This is a genomic window from Alkalimonas mucilaginosa, assembly GCF_036327005.1.
Lineage (GTDB): Bacteria > Pseudomonadota > Gammaproteobacteria > Enterobacterales > Alteromonadaceae > Alkalimonas > Alkalimonas mucilaginosa.
Genome location: NZ_JAUGZK010000018.1, coordinates 45,706 through 62,604 on the forward strand (window position 1 = coordinate 45,706; position 16,899 = coordinate 62,604).

Sequence of the window (16,899 nt, forward strand, 5' to 3'; positions counted from 1 at the left end):
TGGCTTCGACAGCGCTTTATGGCAATGGTTCACGCCAGTAGATCCGACGTGGATTGCCGCGATAGCGGCCAAAGAACACTTCAGCCTGCGGGTTCTGATCCAAATTAACACCACCATCTCGCAGCCAGGGATCCACCCGATACTCAATGATCCAGTAGTTAACTAGACCTGGAGGATTCAAGTACAACGTCTGTGCTGGGAAACGCCCATTTTCAAGCAATCCCCCCACTCCATCAAGGCTAAGTGTAGAGGGGCCCTCCACTGTCGTCAGCGAATCTTCAGTTTTCGTTACTTGCGTACAGTGGTCAGCTGCATTGTGCACAAAACGTTCGCCATCCCAGTATTCCGCTCGAAAGGCCAGTGGCAAAGGCTCATCCTCCGGGCCAAAAGCATTTTCCAGCATCAAGCGGCCATAGCGCATACGCAATAAACCATTCAGTGCAACGGCATCAGATCCTAAGGTGTAAGCAGCGAAGTCCCGAGAATCTTGCTCAGTTACAATCTGCAAACCGAGTTGTAGCACCTCATAAGGTCCATCCCGCTCTGATGGTACAGCACGCCTAAAGCTGGCATCACTCTGTTCAATCCTGTAAATACCATGCAGCCACTGCCCTGCATTTACTGATAGGCGGCCTGCATCCAGTCTCTCAGTATCATGCTCGGCTATTACCAATACCGCCGCAGTCCCGGTATAGGTGTCTGAGTGATAATTTTCCAGGGTAGTACCGCCTTCTCCCTCAGCTACTAGCTGAAAATTTATGATGAGCTTGTTTTCACCCATATAGCTAAAGTGTTTTTCCGGATCCGCATCAAAGCGACAGGTATTTAACACAGAAGAGTGCTCCAATAATCGGAGGTTTTTTGGATAAAACCGTCCAATCACATCACTTTGCGGCTTTGCCACCACATCGCCGGCAGACAGGTAATCGTTATCGGTCAGGCGGGCAAATAGCCGAATACTCCCGGCTTCATGCCAACGAATTTGATCGCTAGCCAGCCGCCCGGCTATCATAGGATCTGGTTGAAAGTCACCCGCTTGCAGCAAACTGCTATCATCCTGGCCAGGATCGGGGTAAACCAGCTCCTGCAACGCAACCGTTAAGCGCTCCGGTACAATCTCACGGCCAAAGTTTGGGGTTAACTGCCCCAGCGCGTTGCGTGCATCTAACCGCACTCGAAACGCTTCACCGGCTGCCACAAAACCGCTGCCACTATCTGTTGTGGCCGGGTTCGCACTGCCATCTAAACGCTCGACACCGGCAACCTGCAGCGTATGTGGCTTTACCACGAACGCATTGCTGCTGCCGTGTAATGTGGTAACCGGATCAGGTGTTTGCTCCGACAACTCCAGACTGGCATGCAGTATTAATTGCCCAACATCGGGGTAATTCATGGTAAGCGGTGCCGAACCATTGGCATCAAACAGCAGGTTTACGGCCGTACGCTCCACCGTTTGGCCTGCAGCATTGGCAGCAACCACTTCGCTATTTACATTCAAGTTCTGCCCACCACTGCAGGTTGCCGGGTTTTCACAGCTAAAGCCTAACTGGACAGTCTGACTGCCAGTAACTCGCGCTTCACAGGCCCCAGTAGTGGTATTGGTACGAACAGCCCTTAGTACCCCATTAAACTCCACTGCAGCTGTCTGATGATTGAACGGTGTCACACCATCTTGCTCCGCAAACATCAGTCCGGTATCAACAAAGTTAATTTGGCAATCACTGTCCTCACTACCAACCTTGCAAACCGTCTGACTAAAAGACTTTCTCGGCGGCACGGTCTCAACAACACCAATAGTGGTAGTGCCACCAGCAGGATGCCGGAGATAAGCGCTGCCTGTCCCATTTGTCAGCAGCACCGGATTGGCAGACCAGCTACCCCCTGTAGTGAATAAATCAACCGAAACCGGGTCCGTGTATAAGGTACTACAATCGGCATTGAGACAAGCTTTCACTTGCACAGCTGATGCTAAACAGCTAATGGCATCGAGCTGGTGCGTCAATGCTATATGATCAATTTGCACCCCAACAGGTAAAGAGCGCAGCGCGCAGATACTGACATTATCTAATTCATGGTTATTGTTGGAGCCGCCGGTTGAACCAGTAAAAGACAGAAAGAAATTCTCCGGCACAGCTCCCTGACCGGGTTGTGCCAAGGCATTAAAAGGCTCCACCAGGTTTTGGAAACCAGCACCTGCTTTCACATCCCGCGCTACCGATACCAGTGCCTGACCCGATAAGCGCGAGTCAATAACAATACGGTAGCGATGCCCCGGTGCTGCTGTGGCACTTGGCCGTTGATCAATGGGTGGAGAAAGGCCGGCAGCCGTCCCGGCTAGATAACGGTACTGATTTGCTTGTGCCCCACGAATAGAAATAGCATTGCGGCGAAAACCTGGGCCACCTACCCGGCCTTCGGTTGGGTTGGAAAAATTCCCCCATTCATCCAGGCCAATCCCAAGCCAGCCGCCGGCAAAGCCCGGACAATTAGGGCAATCCGTACCGGGCCCCTTTTGCGCATAACCGAGCGACCCGCCAAAGGCACCAGGTTGCGGAGTTACACTGGCATCCGACAAAATCACTGCGATACCATCAGCCCCTTGTCCACTGGCCGGTGACCAGCCAAAATAATCAAACTCGATAATGACCAGGTTGTCTGCAGCCGGGAACAGCCGTTGAAAAGTTACAGAGGTCGATTGGTTGCCAACCGCCTGGGTTAACCGCAAGCGGCCATTCACGACACTGGGGGTAAAGGTGCCACTGCTGCGCGAAGTGACCCAGTCCTCGGAGAGAAGCCCATCACTGAAATTATCGGTCTGGCACCCCAATGTAGCACTGCACAAGCCTCCGCCCTGCAGCCTGGTTAGCGCGTTTGCGTCGAACTGCACAGTGGCACCAAAGTTGGCCAAAGCACCTTTGGCTGTAATGCCTCCCTGGATCTGTACGTTATCATTCAGTGTGATGGCTCCACCAGCCAGAATAAAACCATTGATGCGGGCGCCACTTTGAATGGTAACACTCCCACTCACCACCAGAATAAAATGTTCAGCAACGCCCGTGTCGTTTAAACGACTATTGGCACCTATGGTCAAGTTACCGTTGATAAATAAACGCGCCGTTGGTGCAACAGTAGTTCGGATCGTATTGGCGGGAATTTGCCAGTTTGCATTGTTGTCGTAGTAATAGTCACCAGCCTGCAATGGTTCAGGAAAGCTGGGGTTTGGTGCCGGATAGCTGATCACTGCCGGTACAGGACTATTGCTACGGATGGCCTGTGTCCAGATTTCATCGCATTGTACTGCTGCCGCCGCCGCACTGAGCAAAAGACAGAGCCAAAGCGCCCACTGCAACAGCCTTGCACCATGAGTCACAAGCCCACCTCCATCTGTACCGTTCGACTGGTGCAGAGCTCGTTGCTTTGGCAAGAAGGCTGCGACCAATCCGCCAGGCTGCGACATTGGCCGATACTGGTCAGATGGAATAAATGACCGCTGCGTCCATCCAACTCCAACTGCTCCTCTGCCGATGAGCCTGACGGCCTACATGTCACCCAGGCCCGGCACTGATGCAAACCTTCACCAGCAAACCAATAGGTCACCGGGTTATCCGGACAGTTTGCTGTTGGCTCTGATAAAGGAAAAAGCTCCGTTGCTGCCAACTCCAGGCCACTTTGGGCAGCAAACAGGGCTCGGGTCCCCAAGACTTCGTACACCACCGATTCACTGCTGCTTTGTAGCAGCCGGCTCATTGCCAGCAGCAAGCCGAAGATCACCACAATCACAAAAATGGCCACCACCAACGCACTGCCGGCTTGTTGTTTTATGTTAAGGTACATTAGGCAGATGCACCTCATGGTTGAAAAACAAGTCGTCAGTCAAGGTGCTACCAAAGTTCAGCACTATATGCACCACGGCATTGCGGCTCAGCACCGGCGCATCGTAGCGAAATACCTGTCCTGCAGGCAGTACAGCCGTATTCAAACCCTCGGCCATTAAAACACCGGTGCCCATGGCGGCAGGCGCTAGCTGGCTGGCAGAAAAGTCATAGCCCGAATAACGCCAAAGCTGGCTGCCCTGCACGCAATAGCTGGTAGGCGCTGCCAACAGATAAAAGCGCCGTTCAGGCGAGTGCTGGGGAAAACTGTGAATGCCGGTCAGATTCGCTACCGCCAATGCAGGTGAGGCTCCGGCGGTAATGCCCTCTAAGGCCGCATTCTGAGCCCGTGATGCATCATAAATATCGGCAGCGTCACGTGGGTAAAGCACCAACCGCTCATTGCCCTGTACAGCATCAAAACCAGCAGCACTGGCCAGTTCCAGCTCAGCCGAAGCATCCGGGCTGATGGGTGCCTGCAGATACAAACCACTCAGGACAAAAGGCGTAAACTCCAGACATTGCACAGCCCCACTGCTGGCTATGCGCACACTGTTAGGCACGGCACTTCGCAACTCGCGGCTTAGGCGCTCTATCGCAAAACGGCTTTGCCCCAGCAGTTGTTCACGCTCGCTGACATCCACAAACATCCGGGCAGCAAAGCCAATAAAGCTGGTCACCGAAATAGCCAAAATACTTAGCAGGACGATACTGGTAATCAGCTCAATCAGAGTAAAGCCACGACCAGTCATCACCAATTCCCCTTGTAGGCGCTAAAGATGATTTCGGTATTGGTTGGCGTGGTAATGATCACATCAATGCGTTTCAGCGGAGAACGATTCGTAATCGGATCAGGATCAACATAAGACACAAAGACCTCAGCCTGGTAATTCCGATAAGCATCATTCAACTCTGCAGCCAGAATATTACTGAGAATGGCACTGCCCTCGGCGCCAAAACCATGAAAATCATCCACATCATTGAACCACAGCCGGGTTTCAGCGCCATCCGGACCAAAGTCATTTTGATCAGTACAGGGGGGGCCGCCCTCGTCGCAGCGCAAAAAACCGCCACTTCGGTCGCTCTGTTGATCAAAAGAGCGGGCCAGGATTTCATTCATTAAACTATGACCCAATTCAGCCGCCCGCACCTGATGCCAGGGATCGGTACTGCGGACAAAGAGTGGTGATAAGACCGATGTGATCAGCGTTAACGCCACCGCCAGCACGGTGATGCCAATCACCAGCTCAATCAGAGTCACGCCTTGCTGCTTAGTGGCTAACATGACCGGATATACCCCTGGCTTTCAATGCAGACTTGCAGGCTATTGCGACCAGTGATGGTAATGACACAAGCCGGTGAGGCCACAGCACAACCCTGCGGGCGCCCCAGGGTATCAAAGCTAAGCTGATTAAAGTTAGCGCTTAAGGTGACATTATCGCGACTGGCGATACAGAGATGAGTTGCATCGTTACGACAATCCGCAGTGATGCCCAAAGCAGATGCACTTAATGCTAACTGAGCCTCCGGACAAAAAACACTATCGGTACATTGCATCGCCTGGAGCTGCACCCGGCGTAGCACCGCCAGAGCCTGTTCCCGATACTGATATTCAGACGTACCTGCCCCGCTAAAAAAGCGGGGCAGCAAAGTCACACTCAAAATACCAAGCAGTACCATCACCACAATCAGCTCTACCAGAGTAAAGCCGTTCGATGACCTGTACTGCCTGACCATACGGACTCCTTAACTAGCAGCCTGCCGTTTGCACAGTAATGGTGGGTTTGGCCTGGGCCTCTGTAGACTGGGTGTAGAGCACCTGACAGGCTTGCTCTTCTGTTGCTGTATAAGCGGTGCTACCTGGCGTAATCGCAATAGTCGCTGGCTCTGCATCTGCTACCTCAACCACTGTCCAATCATCCTCACCCAGATCCAGAATAATTGCTATAGCCGCGGGAGTTGCGGCCGGGTAGCCAAATACAGTAGCAATATCTCCCGCCGGATCCGTTACTGTCGCGGTACCCTGATTCTGCACACCGGCAATAATGGCTTTGCCATACACCAAAGCGGATGCTGATTCCAACGAGCCTTTGATTGCATTTAACGTACTGGCACGTGCATCACCGGACAAATTTAAAAACCGTGGCGCAGCCGTCACCGCCAAAATACCCAGAATAACGATCACAATAATCAGCTCGACCAATGTAAAACCTTGATTTCTTTTCATCACGTCAATAAGTCCTGTCAGTTTTTAAATACGCGAACCAAGCCTGTGCCCGGTTCATATTGGAAAAGGTTGCCTTGAGTGGTCGAATCAGCCACACCACCATCTGCAATAGCCCGGATAGACTGCGTTTGATAATAACGGCACAAGGTTGCATCACCATCAGTACGCACAAAAATACTTGCCTGCCGTCTCGCAGCCTGAGTATCCGTTGTTGTTGCCTGTGGTGCTGCTTGCAAAATCTCCTCAAGAATGGTGGCACAACTTGCGGCTGTCACAGCCCCACCACCATTTGGGTACCCATTGGTTCCTACCGCTACGGGGACTCCATCGTATGAAACCACGCCTGCAGGCCGGCCTTCGACTTCCCATTGAGCACGCACCAGCCCGACAGCAGAGGCGAAACCACCAGCCACACCATCGATAGCAGCATCTTCCGCCTGCTCGGTAATATTTAAAAATCGAGGCAGCGCAGTGGCAGCCAGTAATCCTAAGATAATGACCACTATCACCAATTCGATTAGGGTAAAACCTGCTTGCTTTTTCATCGTCCATCTCCCGAGTTACTTTGTTTTAGTATAGAGCGACTTGTTAAAATTACACGCTTTTTCAACTTGGCTAGTTCCCTCCCCGATAGGCACTGAGCATATCCCACATGGGTGTGAAAATACCCAGCGCCAAAATCAGCACCATCACGGCCACTATGGTGATCAAAATCGGCTCAATCCGTGCGGTTAGTGTTTTTAAATCGTAGGCAACTTCACGCTCATAAAAACTGGCGACCTCCGCCAGCATGGCATCCATCTGGCCGGTTTCTTCGCCCACCGCTACCATCTGCATCACCAGTGGGGTAAACATCTGACTTTGTGCACTGACCCGGTACAGGCTTTCACCACGCTCAATTTTTCGCCGCATCTCGCGAATTTTATCGCCCAGATAGGCGTTATCGACCGCCTCGGCCACCAGACTAAGTGCAGTGGTCATCGGCACTCCGGCTTTGAGCATTAAACCGAAACTGCGGGCATAACGCCCCAAAGTAGCACGATTAATAATATCGCCGACCAGCGGCACCTTTAGTTTAAAGCGTCCCCAACGCACCCGTCCTTTATCCGTTTCAATGCTGTAACGCAGTGCTATGCCACTGATAATCAGCAGCACCAACAACAGCCAGCCGTACTGCTGGAAAAAAGCAGATGTTGCCAACAGTACCTGGGTTGACCAGGGCAACTCCGCATTAAAGCGCGCAAACATGGCAGCAAATTGCGGAATAACCAGCACATTCAAAATAACCAGAGCCAGTGCCAGTGCAATCAATACAAAGCTCGGGTAACGAGTAGCCTGCTTGATCAGCTTGCGTGTTTCCTGCTCCTGCTCCAAATACTCCGATAGCTGTAAAAAAGCTTCATCCAGGCGGCCAGTGTTTTCCCCCACATGCACAATACTAACAACCAGCCGATTAAATACCTTGGGATGACCGGCCATCGCCACCGATAAAGTTCGGCCCTTTTCCAGCTCGCCACCCAGTTCAGTCAATACTTGACGCAATCGCGCCGAACTGGTGCTGGTGGCCAGCCCTTCAATGGCCCGGATCATCGGAATGCCAGCTTTCATCAGCGCATACATTTGCCGGCAAAACATGGTTAGCTCACTAAGACTGATGCCGCTAAACCAGCCTGATAGACGAAGTTCGGTCTTGTTCTGAACCGGCACCGGCTCTATTGAAACCGGAATAAGCTGGCGCTGACGTAATAGATCAGCCACACCGGCTTCATTGCCGGCTTCCATCTGGCCTTGTACAGCCATGCCCTGCGCGTCACGTGCCCGATAACTGAACTCAGGCATCTGAACCACCAACGACCGTTGATTCAACCTCCAGATACTCCGACACCCGAATCACTTCATCCAGCGTGGTGATCCCTTGCTGGGCATAGCCAAGTGCCATCTGCCCCAGGCTACGAAAATGCTCACTGTGATAGGCAAGCGAGGCAAAGGCTTCGTTATCCCCCCGTCGCAATGCGTCGGCCAAAGGCTTGGTCATAATCAATAATTCAAACACCCCAACCCGCCCTTTAAAACCGGTGTGATGGCACGACTGGCAGCCCTTACCATGCCAGTACTGCCTGGCAAGATCTGCTTTGCTATGGCGCAGCCAGTTCTGCTCCAGTTCATCCGGCTGATAGGGCGCTTTGCATTTCTCGCAAATGCGTCGCACCAGACGTTGCGCCAAAATGGCCCGCAGCGAACTGGCTACCAGGTATGGTGCGGCCCCCATATCCACCAAACGCAAGGTACTGGTAACCGCATCATTGGTATGGAGCGTGGATAACACCAAATGGCCAGTCAATGCGCCGCGCAACCCCATCTCAGCGGTTTCCTGATCACGCATCTCCCCCACCATGATAATATCCGGATCCTGCCGCAATGATGTTCGGAGCACCTCGCCAAAACCCAGCCCTATCTTATAGTTCACCTGAACCTGATTAATGCGTGAAATACGGTACTCTACCGGGTCTTCAACCGTGATAATTTTACTGCCTTCCTGGTTCAACTCGCTCAAAATGCCATACAAAGTCGTCGTTTTACCCGAACCGGTGGGGCCGGTAACCAGGATCATGCCGTGTGGGCTTTTCATCAGTTGCCGTAATTTCCGAATAAAATCATCTGGCATACCGGTTTGTTCCAGCGACAATAACCCTGCCGTTTGATCCAATAACCGCATCACCACAGACTCGCCATATTGCACCGGCATGGTCGACAAACGAATATCAATGCGATGACCTTTCACCTGGATCTGAAAGCGTCCATCCTGTGGCAATCGCTTTTCGGAAATATCCAGATTGGCCATCAGCTTCAATCGCAACACCAGGGCAGAAGCAATACTAACCTCATTCAAAGTACTCTCTTGCAACACGCCATCCACCCGCTGACGAATGCGGATCAGTGTTTCATCCGGTTCAATATGAATATCAGAGGCCCGCACCTGCACTGCGTCTTCAAAAATCGACTGCAGTAATTTAACAATGGTGGTATCGGATTCGGTGTCCAGGTTCAATGCATTAAGATCGAAATCGCTGGTTTCGGCGTATTCTTCTTTTAACTGGGTCGCAAAACTTTCTATCTGCTTGGTGCGCCGATACAGGTTGTTAAAGGCTTCCATCAGCTGACTTTCGCGCACTACCGCAATCTGTATTTGCCGGGGGGCTAACATGGGGGCCAGCTGATCCAGGATCGACAAATCGGCCGGATCACTCATGCCAAGCAATACCTGCTGCTGATCCGCTTCCAACACCAAAGCCCTGGAACGCCTGGCATGCACTTCGGGCAAGAGTTGCGCTACCTTGGGATCCAGTCGCTGCTGACTTAAATCCAGAAAAGGCACAGCCAGTTGCTGCGCTAAAAAGCGCAATAATTCATCCTCCTGCAACAGGTTCAAATCAATCAGCGTAGAACCCAGCTTGCGCCCGGTCTGGCGTTGTTCTGCCAAGGCCTGCTCCAGCTGTTGCTCGGTAATCATCTGCTCATGCACCAGCAGATCACCCAACCGCATTTTCAGTTTAGGTTTCGCCATCGCTCAATTCAGCTCCTGTAAACGCTGCCGGATATACTCTTTCGTTGCCGGGTTCAAATCATTCCCCAATTGCAAACTGCGTTGAAACTGCGCCACAGCCATAGATCGCTGACCTAACGCATCGGAGCTAATAGCCATCCCCAGCCACCAACGTCCCTGCTGAGGCTCCAGCCTGGCTAATTGCTCAAAAGCAACCACCGCAGCTTGATGCTCCCCCAGTTGCTGCCAGGCCGTGGCCCGAAGTGCCAGCTCAGCAGTCCGCAAACCAGACTCATGCATCTGTGATAATGCCTGAAGCGCTTGAGCCCACAACTGCTGACGACCATAGCTAGCAGCAAGCAGCGGCACCAACTGACTGGCATCGGCCCCTTGTGCCAACCCCAATTGCAACCAATACTGGCTACCTGCCTCATAACCAGCCTGCTGCGCCATGCGAGCCAAAGCCTGATAGGCCTCGGGCTGCTGCGGAGCCTGGGCCTGTAACTGCTGCCATGCCGCACGAGCTGCATCAGGCCGACCCGCTTGCTCGGCCTCTAGTGCCTGTTGCCGCAAACGCTGTTGCTGCTCTACCGCGCTTAACTCAACCCGCTCTATTTTCAGTTGTGCCTGCGGCGCTTCTGCGGCATCCACCGCGTGCTGTGGTTTTTGCTCCGCTACCATGGCTTGTACCGCCTGAGGCGGCGTTGCAGGCCCGGTAGAGCCAATAGGATCTGGCAGCAACCCTGACTTAGGCTCTTTGCTGCTCTCAATGACAGCTTCTGTCGCTACCAGCAGAGAAAGTTCTGCCTCATTCTGCTCAAAACTAAGCTCAGGCTCGGCTGTCAGCGTGGGAACAGCAGCTGCCATCGCAGCAGGAGATAGCTGCGCCTGTTGACTACCTGCAGACCATTGCGACCAGAACCATAGCAACACTACGAGGATCCCGACGGGCAACAAAAGAAGCCACCAGCGTCGGACCACTGATTGCGAAGGTAACAGCTGCGATGCACCTGGCTGAGACTGTGCAGCCAACTGGCGTTGGTCCAAATCCTTCAACATCTGATTGATCACACTCATAAAGGACCCCAATGCCAGAATGCGGCCCCAACCAGGGTCACCAACATAAAGACTGCCGGTACCCAGGCAGCAAAGCGAACTGCTGGCACGTCTTCGGTATCTTGTGCCGCCGCACGGATATGCCTCCAGTTGATATGCAACTGCCCCCGGCCATAGGCCAACATCAAGGCTTTATGTGCCAGAACATTTACCAGCCTTGGAATACCACGACTGTATTTAGCCAGCCCAAGCAGCGCCAAAGAGCTAAAGCGCAGATCTGAGTTGCCTGCAATCTGCAAACGAGCCCGGACATAAGCCCCGACCTCAGCCACAGTCATAGGCCGCAATTGGTAAGAAAAACTGATGCGCTGACGTAACTGACGAAACCGATGTTTGGCCAGCCGCAGATCCAGCTCCGGCTGAGCAAAGAGCACCACCTGCAACAGCTTGCGTTGCTCCGTTTCCAGGTTGGTTAACAGGCGTAATGTTTCCAGAGTCTCATCAGGCAATGCCTGTGCCTCATCAATCACCAGGATCACTTGCTGCTGCCTGGCGGCCAGCAACAGTAAATGCCGCTGCAGTAGCTGATGCAACTGTTGTTGATCAATATTGCCGGAATAGTGCAAACCGAGCTCAGCCGCTAAAGCCCAGCGCAGCTCAATAGGCGATAACGACGGGTCTGGCAGGTACGCAAGGCGCCAATGTGCTGGCGCCGAGTGCAGCAACTTGCGACACAGCAGGGTTTTGCCAGTGCCAACCTCCCCAACAATTTTAATAAAACCTTCCCCGGCTGTAAGCGCCGTCTGCAATACTTCAAAAGCTTGCTGGTGTGGCACTAACCCAACATAGAACACCGTGTTTGGCGTCAGGCTAAAGGGCAACTGCTGCAGCTCAAAGTGCTCAAGGTACATGGCCAGAGCCTCAGGGATACCAGCGATTAAGGCTATCTGCCGATTGCTGAATATGCGGCTGCCATTGCTCCGGCTCTACCACCACAGGGCGCAGCAAAATCACCAGTTCCTTTTTTTGTTCCAGTGTATTCTTGCTGGTAAAGAGTTGCCCAAGCAAAGGAATAGAGCCAAGCACCGGCGTTCTTGATACAGAGTCCGTACTAACCGTTTGCATCAAGCCGCCAATCACTACAATTTCACCACTGCGGGCACGAATAATGGTGTCTGATTCGCGGATATTACTACGAGCCAGTGGCAGCACCACCTCTTCGTTGCTAAGCCGAATGGTCTTGATTTGTTCAGCAGTTTCAGTGACCGATGGATGCACATGCAAAATGACCTGACCATGCTGGTCAATTTGCGGCGTCACATCCAATGCGATACCTGAAAAGAACGGCTGCAACTCGATCGACGGTGTGCTGATGGTCCCTCCCACCGTAGCAGTCGTATCGCTGCTGATATTGGTGACATAATACTCATCCTGGCCAACTTTGATCACAGCTTTCTGGTTGTTAATAGCGGTCACCCGGGGGCTGGATAACACCTGGGCACTGCCCTGAGTTTCCAGCAAATTAATCACACCATTAAAATCCGCGTTGCTGAAAGAAATCGCAGTCACTCCTCCGAGGGCAGAGCTGGTTGGGTTACCAGGTGTAACGCCGGTCGTAGTAAAATTGAAATTGGTGGAGCGAACCGAGGCCAGCGCATTACTCCAGTTAATCCCTTGCTGGAATTCATCACTTAAAGTCACTTCAATAATTCGGGCCTCCAGAATCACCTGACGCTGCAGGTGCTGCTCGGCAACGCCAAGAAAGGTTCGTACCGCAGCAATTTCATCCGGCATACCGCGCACCGTCACCAACCCCGCTTGTGGGCTTACCACCACCATACGATCAGCGCCTGAGCCAAGCATCTGACGTAATGCATCCTGCAAATCTTTCCAAAAGTCCGTTTCACTCTCACTGTGTATGTTACTGCCACTGAATTGCTGTTGCATGCCCTGTTGAGTACCCAACATCGGATTTTGCGACAGTTGATTTTGCTGTTGCACACTGCGACCACGCTGTTGATGCCCACTTCGCATGTCTTGCGACACGCCACCGGAGTTAACCGAAATGGCAGAAAAGCCACTGCGCTTTAACATCAGATAATTCACCGCGATGGTTTCAGTTCTCAACCCAGCAGGCTGTACTTGATACACCCTGCCTTGCCGGCGAATATCAAAGCCATACAAATCCTGCACCACCGCCAAGGTCTCTGGCAGGGTAACCTGGCGTAAATTCAGGCTAATAGTACCCTGTACATCCGGGTGTACCGCGATACTGTAATCGGTGTCTACAACCAGGGAGGCAAAAAAATCCTGCAACCCAACCTGGCTGGCTGCAACATTAAAACGTGGTTCAGACACCATGATCTCTGGTTGCGGCCTTGCTGCCATAGCCAACAGATCCTGAGTCACCGATGGCGGGATTTCCGCCGCGGCTAGAGCAGGTGATGCGGACACGGCTTGCTCTAAAGTGGCTTTTGCCTGCTGGGCCTGATGGCCGCTTTGCATACCTTGACAGCCATTCAATCCGATTGCCAACGCACAGCTAAAGCTTAACCGTCTGAAACATACTTTATTCATCATTGTGGGTCATCTTCTGAAATAGAAATAATTGCCGCTGTACACCCGCCTGTTCCAGCTGCACATGATCGGGATGGATCGCCTGCAAACGGTACCCATTCACTTCGTCTCCTACCTGCAGAACCCGACCGTTAATCACAGCATGTGCGTTGTGCTCCTGCCATCGAATTAAGTGCAACTGCATGATGACATCAGCTGCGCCTGGCTGGCTCAGCTGGCTAGCTCCCCGCGCCGGGCGTGTTGGATCGGCCATGGCAGCCATACTAATCAGTAACAACAAAACACTAAAGCTGAATAAAATCTGCATGATCACCCACCGTTACAATTTCGATTGAAAGCTCAGCTAAAGGGTGTTGCATAACGCGATAGTGCACATTGCGCCAGCCCAGTTGCCAGGGTAGTTGCTCAAGCTGTTGCATCATCGCACTTAGTGCCTGATACTCACCTTGCAACACTAACTGGATTCGGTGCTCATACAACAGTGCCTGTTGCGCTTCGTCATGCGCTATCACTTTGGGGGCCTGGCTGCTTAACGATAACAACCGAACGTCAGGGTCGCTTATCAAGAGGTTTTGTAGCATCGGCAACATTCTGTCCGCACCAATAAAATGTACCGCCCGCTCGGCCAACTGTTGCTCCTCCAGGGCCAGACGTTGTTCCAATCGCGCAATCCGCTGCCGGGTATCCTGATCGATATCACGTCCAAGCTCTCGCTGCAACTCGGCAATACTTAGCTCTGTCTGTTGCAACTGCTGCCTTGCCTGACGAAGCTCCTGCTGCTGTTGCTGAGAGGCTTGCCAGGCAGGTTCCAACCAATAGATTGCCACCAACCACAAAAGCAGTACCAAACTCGCAAAAAATACCAGCCGCCGCTCACGTAGCTTTAGGGTATCGTATCGATGCTTTAGTTGTTGCCAATTCATGGTGCACTCCCAGGTAGGGATTGCACTTGAAAGAGCAAAAGCCCGGATTCATCTGCTTGCTGCATGGTTAGGCTCTGAAAACCCTGCCCTTCAAAATACGGCAGCTCTGCCAAACGGCGGAGCCAGCCAGGTACCGCAGCCGAACGCAAAGAGTATCCCCGGAAACTACTGTGGTTTTGATGTAAGGTAAACTCAGTTAACCAAAGCTCAGGCACATCAACCTTTGCAAGGTGTGTCATTACCTGTGAGTAGTGAACCTGCTGTTGTTGCTGCTGCTGCAGCAACAACTCATTCAAGCGCTGGCTGCGATGCAACCTGGCCTGCAACAAAGCTTGCTTGCGAGTCAGCTCCGCAGAAGGCGCACGTTGCTGCAACAGTTGCGTAAACTGCTCCTGATGCAATGCCTGTTGCTGTAACTGCCGCTGAATACTGTGCACGTCTTGATTTATCTGACGTTGCTGAAAAATCATACCGCCCCAAACCAGTGAAAGCAGCAACACTGTAATACCAAGCGCGAACAACAATTGTGATAAGCTCCAGCGTTCTGTGACTGGTAATAAAGCAGCATCAAACAAATTAACTTGCGTTTTCATACCCGACCTCCTGCTCTGCAGTACTTTCATACTCCAGGGCGGCTGCCAACGATGTGGCGAACTGTGCTTGTTGCTGAAGATCGAGTTCCGGTAGCCATTGGCTGAATTGCAGCTGTTGCACTTCAGCAAAGCCAAGTTGACGGAAAAAGCCGGCAATATCGGCCTGCAAAGCGGTATTGATTGCTAACACCAATTGCCGGACCGGCGCCTGCTTTAACTGACCTTCAAAATAGTCAACTGAACGCTGCACCTCCAGGCTGAGAGCATCCAAATAACCTTGGTGCAAACTATCTAAGCTAAGCTGCTCAGGCGACGGTAATCCACGAACCCGTCGCGAAAAGCATACCCTGCCAGCGCGTAAAATCATTATTGATAAGTCCTGACCGACTCTTTGGGATAACAGCAGCACCGGTTGCGTTTGAGCCGGCAATAGATTTTTCAGGACCCACTCTTCCGGTAGTATCGTTTTTACCGGAACTCTGGCGCTGTGCAGACAATGCACCAATGGTCGCAACATCCTCTGGCTGCTTACAACCACCTGAAGCCGACTCTGCTGCTGATGAGCACCCGGTAAGTCGATGTAATCAAATTGCATGTCACCAGGCTCGAACGAAACCAAATCCTTCAGTTGCCAGCGTAGCGCTGCTTTTAGTTCATTCTCAGGAACTTCAGGCTTATCAAGCTGGACCAATTGATAAAATTCAGGAGCCAGAGTAACCGTCATTTGCTGAACTGGGGGCAGCTCTGCAAGTAGCTTTTGCAATGGTCTTAGCCAGTCATTGTTTTGAAACATCAGACTTCGCCGAAAGGTACAACGCAGCGACAGCTTATCCTGACTCAAGACAATGAGAGTGCAGCCGTCACTCATCCAATGCAGTGCAGCGACTGAACGCTCACTGACATGCTTTTGAAAAAGCTTTTGAAGCGATGTCCACATAAAGGATCTAACCTGCGTTAAAAGCCGTTATAATCCACGACTTTACTGTTGTTTTAATTCTGTTCAGGTATCTTTTAGGTTTAGCTTAGCATGATGATCAAGAAGCCAGCAAATAACTGGCAACAAATCTGGGAGCCATCCATTGATCAGCATCAAGTGGGGCTATGGCTTTACCAGACAACACAAGCAGCCAATGCCCTCTGCGGCAATAAAGGATTAAAGCTGCACTATCCACTGAAAGTCGCTCTGCAACAAGGAAAAAAGGGCATCCTGACCTTTGGCGGTGCATTCTCCAATCACTTGGCGGCTAGCGCCATAGCTTGCCAGCAGCATCAGTTGCTCTCCATTGGTTTGGTTCGCACCGATCAGCTGGATACCGAGAACCCAACCCTAAAACACTGCCTTGCTTCAGGCATGCAGCTTGTACCCATCAGTCGAACTGACTATCGTTTGCGAAGCAACCCAGCCTGGTTAGCGCAGTTGCAACAACAGTATCCGGATTTTCTGATTGTGCCGGAAGGTGGCAGTTCCATGCTTGGCGTGCAAGGTGTATCAGAGCTGGATTTAACCAAAACCCCGCATGGCAACAGCCAGTTTATAGTAACAGCCACCGGCAGTGGTGGCACTCTCGCAGGGTTAGCCCTTGGTAACCCAGATGCTCAGGTGCTAGGTATCGCCGTGGTGAAGGATCTGAGCTTGCCGGCCAGGATTACACAATGGTGCCCACAAACAAACAACTGGCAGCTGATAACCGGTTATACCGGCAAGGGCTATGGCCGTTTTGATGCACAGCTGCTGGAGTTTTGTCTGGATTTCAAACAGCGCCATCAGATCACCCTTGAACCGATCTACACCGGCAAAGCCATGTCTGCTTTGTACCAGTTGATCGCACAGGGCGCATTTCCCAAGGGCAGTAGTATTAGTTTCTTTCATACTGGTGGCTTGCAAGGATTGGCAGGGTTACGTTATAGAGGGTCACTCACTGAAGCAGACTATCAAATTTTAGCGGCTCAAGGCTGAAACCTCATTCAGGCGCTTTAACGCAAAAAGGCCTACCGGTGAGGGTAGGCCTTTGGCTTGAATAAGGTGCCTGGCGGTGTACTACTCTCGCATGGCGAATGCCACACTACCATCGTCGCAGCTGCGTTTCACTTCTGAGTTCGGAATGGG

General features: G+C 52.1%; 17 protein-coding genes and 1 rRNA gene. 1 reads left to right on the forward strand and 17 read right to left on the reverse strand.

The window, feature by feature from the left end; all coding sequences use genetic code 11:
- Window positions 1-16 precede the first annotated feature (16 nt).
- From QWF21_RS16870 to QWF21_RS16945, 16 genes are all read right to left on the reverse strand, one after another.
- Entirely contained in the window at window positions 17-3,370 is a 3,354-nt protein-coding gene (locus QWF21_RS16870; protein WP_330089225.1) for a DUF6701 domain-containing protein, read from the reverse strand.
- Complete coding sequence (locus tag QWF21_RS16875) at window positions 3,367-3,834, reverse strand: type II secretory pathway component (RefSeq protein WP_330089226.1); 468 nt, start codon at window positions 3,832-3,834, stop codon at window positions 3,367-3,369. The genes QWF21_RS16870 and QWF21_RS16875 overlap by 4 nt, the downstream gene beginning before the upstream one ends.
- Window positions 3,824-4,624 (reverse strand): PilW family protein, encoded by an 801-nt coding sequence (locus tag QWF21_RS16880; RefSeq protein WP_330089242.1) that lies wholly within the window; start codon window positions 4,622-4,624, stop codon window positions 3,824-3,826. The genes QWF21_RS16875 and QWF21_RS16880 overlap by 11 nt, the downstream gene beginning before the upstream one ends.
- Entirely contained in the window at window positions 4,624-5,157 is a 534-nt protein-coding gene (locus QWF21_RS16885; RefSeq protein WP_330089227.1) for a prepilin-type N-terminal cleavage/methylation domain-containing protein, read from the reverse strand. Before QWF21_RS16885 ends, QWF21_RS16880 begins: the two co-directional genes overlap by 1 nt.
- On the reverse strand, window positions 5,151-5,609 hold the full coding sequence (locus QWF21_RS16890) for a type II secretion system protein (RefSeq protein WP_330089228.1): 459 nt from the start codon (window positions 5,607-5,609) through the stop codon (window positions 5,151-5,153). Before QWF21_RS16890 ends, QWF21_RS16885 begins: the two co-directional genes overlap by 7 nt.
- Before the next feature lie 13 nt (window positions 5,610-5,622).
- On the reverse strand, window positions 5,623-6,099 hold the full coding sequence (locus tag QWF21_RS16895) for a prepilin-type N-terminal cleavage/methylation domain-containing protein (protein ID WP_330089229.1): 477 nt from the start codon (window positions 6,097-6,099) through the stop codon (window positions 5,623-5,625).
- A 17-nt stretch (window positions 6,100-6,116) separates the two neighbouring features.
- Window positions 6,117-6,644, reverse strand: coding sequence for a type II secretion system protein (locus QWF21_RS16900; RefSeq protein WP_330089230.1), 528 nt, complete (start codon window positions 6,642-6,644; stop codon window positions 6,117-6,119).
- A gap of 70 nt (window positions 6,645-6,714) precedes the next feature.
- Window positions 6,715-7,938, reverse strand: coding sequence for a type II secretion system F family protein (locus QWF21_RS16905; protein WP_330089231.1), 1,224 nt, complete (start codon window positions 7,936-7,938; stop codon window positions 6,715-6,717).
- A complete protein-coding gene (locus tag QWF21_RS16910) occupies window positions 7,931-9,664 on the reverse strand; it encodes a GspE/PulE family protein (protein ID WP_330089232.1) in 1,734 nt (577 codons plus the stop codon). Before QWF21_RS16910 ends, QWF21_RS16905 begins: the two co-directional genes overlap by 8 nt.
- 3 nt (window positions 9,665-9,667) lie before the next feature.
- Complete coding sequence (locus tag QWF21_RS16915) at window positions 9,668-10,720, reverse strand: tetratricopeptide repeat protein (RefSeq protein ID WP_330089233.1); 1,053 nt, start codon at window positions 10,718-10,720, stop codon at window positions 9,668-9,670.
- Window positions 10,717-11,610, reverse strand: coding sequence for an ExeA family protein (locus tag QWF21_RS16920; protein ID WP_330089234.1), 894 nt, complete (start codon window positions 11,608-11,610; stop codon window positions 10,717-10,719). The genes QWF21_RS16915 and QWF21_RS16920 overlap by 4 nt, the downstream gene beginning before the upstream one ends.
- Before the next feature lie 10 nt (window positions 11,611-11,620).
- The gene (mshL, locus tag QWF21_RS16925) at window positions 11,621-13,204 is read right to left on the reverse strand and encodes a pilus (MSHA type) biogenesis protein MshL (protein ID WP_330089235.1); all 1,584 of its coding nucleotides are present in this window, start codon (window positions 13,202-13,204) and stop codon (window positions 11,621-11,623) included.
- Window positions 13,205-13,268: 64 nt separating this feature from the next.
- Window positions 13,269-13,583: a hypothetical protein gene (locus QWF21_RS16930; protein WP_330089236.1), complete on the reverse strand. Its 315-nt coding sequence runs from the start codon at window positions 13,581-13,583 to the stop codon at window positions 13,269-13,271.
- Window positions 13,561-14,199 carry a hypothetical protein gene (locus QWF21_RS16935; protein WP_330089237.1) on the reverse strand — a complete coding sequence of 213 codons (639 nt, stop codon included), beginning with the start codon at window positions 14,197-14,199 and terminating at the stop codon, window positions 13,561-13,563. Before QWF21_RS16935 ends, QWF21_RS16930 begins: the two co-directional genes overlap by 23 nt.
- Window positions 14,196-14,792, reverse strand: a complete 597-nt coding sequence (locus tag QWF21_RS16940) for a PilN domain-containing protein (RefSeq protein WP_330089238.1) — start codon at window positions 14,790-14,792, stop codon at window positions 14,196-14,198. The genes QWF21_RS16935 and QWF21_RS16940 overlap by 4 nt, the downstream gene beginning before the upstream one ends.
- On the reverse strand, window positions 14,776-15,729 hold the full coding sequence (locus QWF21_RS16945) for a hypothetical protein (RefSeq protein WP_330089239.1): 954 nt from the start codon (window positions 15,727-15,729) through the stop codon (window positions 14,776-14,778). The genes QWF21_RS16940 and QWF21_RS16945 overlap by 17 nt, the downstream gene beginning before the upstream one ends.
- Window positions 15,730-15,819: 90 nt before the next feature.
- Between QWF21_RS16945 and QWF21_RS16950 the strand changes: the two genes are divergently transcribed.
- Window positions 15,820-16,749, forward strand: coding sequence for a 1-aminocyclopropane-1-carboxylate deaminase/D-cysteine desulfhydrase (locus tag QWF21_RS16950; RefSeq protein WP_330089240.1), 930 nt, complete (start codon window positions 15,820-15,822; stop codon window positions 16,747-16,749).
- Window positions 16,750-16,817: 68 nt separating this feature from the next.
- Here the strand turns inward: QWF21_RS16950 and rrf are convergent.
- Window positions 16,818-16,899: ribosomal RNA gene (rrf, locus tag QWF21_RS18205) — 5S ribosomal RNA — on the reverse strand; the annotation flags it as partial.

Coding starts and splice junctions, on each gene's coding strand:
- QWF21_RS16920 (WP_330089234.1), bottom strand. CDS start 11,610: ATGTACCTTGAGCACTTTGAGCTGCAGCAGTTGCCCTTTAGCCTGACG.
- QWF21_RS16910 (WP_330089232.1), bottom strand. CDS start 9,664: ATGGCGAAACCTAAACTGAAAATGCGGTTGGGTGATCTGCTGGTGCAT.
- QWF21_RS16940 (WP_330089238.1), bottom strand. CDS start 14,792: ATGAAAACGCAAGTTAATTTGTTTGATGCTGCTTTATTACCAGTCACA.
- QWF21_RS16875 (WP_330089226.1), bottom strand. CDS start 3,834: ATGTACCTTAACATAAAACAACAAGCCGGCAGTGCGTTGGTGGTGGCC.
- QWF21_RS16885 (WP_330089227.1), bottom strand. CDS start 5,157: ATGTTAGCCACTAAGCAGCAAGGCGTGACTCTGATTGAGCTGGTGATT.
- QWF21_RS16905 (WP_330089231.1), bottom strand. CDS start 7,938: ATGCCTGAGTTCAGTTATCGGGCACGTGACGCGCAGGGCATGGCTGTA.
- QWF21_RS16915 (WP_330089233.1), bottom strand. CDS start 10,720: ATGAGTGTGATCAATCAGATGTTGAAGGATTTGGACCAACGCCAGTTG.
- QWF21_RS16900 (WP_330089230.1), bottom strand. CDS start 6,644: ATGAAAAAGCAAGCAGGTTTTACCCTAATCGAATTGGTGATAGTGGTC.
- QWF21_RS16930 (WP_330089236.1), bottom strand. CDS start 13,583: ATGCAGATTTTATTCAGCTTTAGTGTTTTGTTGTTACTGATTAGTATG.
- QWF21_RS16935 (WP_330089237.1), bottom strand. CDS start 14,199: ATGAATTGGCAACAACTAAAGCATCGATACGATACCCTAAAGCTACGT.
- QWF21_RS16895 (WP_330089229.1), bottom strand. CDS start 6,099: ATGAAAAGAAATCAAGGTTTTACATTGGTCGAGCTGATTATTGTGATC.
- QWF21_RS16880 (WP_330089242.1), bottom strand. CDS start 4,624: ATGACTGGTCGTGGCTTTACTCTGATTGAGCTGATTACCAGTATCGTC.
- QWF21_RS16950 (WP_330089240.1), top strand. CDS start 15,820: ATGATGATCAAGAAGCCAGCAAATAACTGGCAACAAATCTGGGAGCCA.
- QWF21_RS16945 (WP_330089239.1), bottom strand. CDS start 15,729: ATGTGGACATCGCTTCAAAAGCTTTTTCAAAAGCATGTCAGTGAGCGT.
- mshL (WP_330089235.1), bottom strand. CDS start 13,204: ATGCAAAGCGGCCATCAGGCCCAGCAGGCAAAAGCCACTTTAGAGCAA.
- QWF21_RS16890 (WP_330089228.1), bottom strand. CDS start 5,609: ATGGTCAGGCAGTACAGGTCATCGAACGGCTTTACTCTGGTAGAGCTG.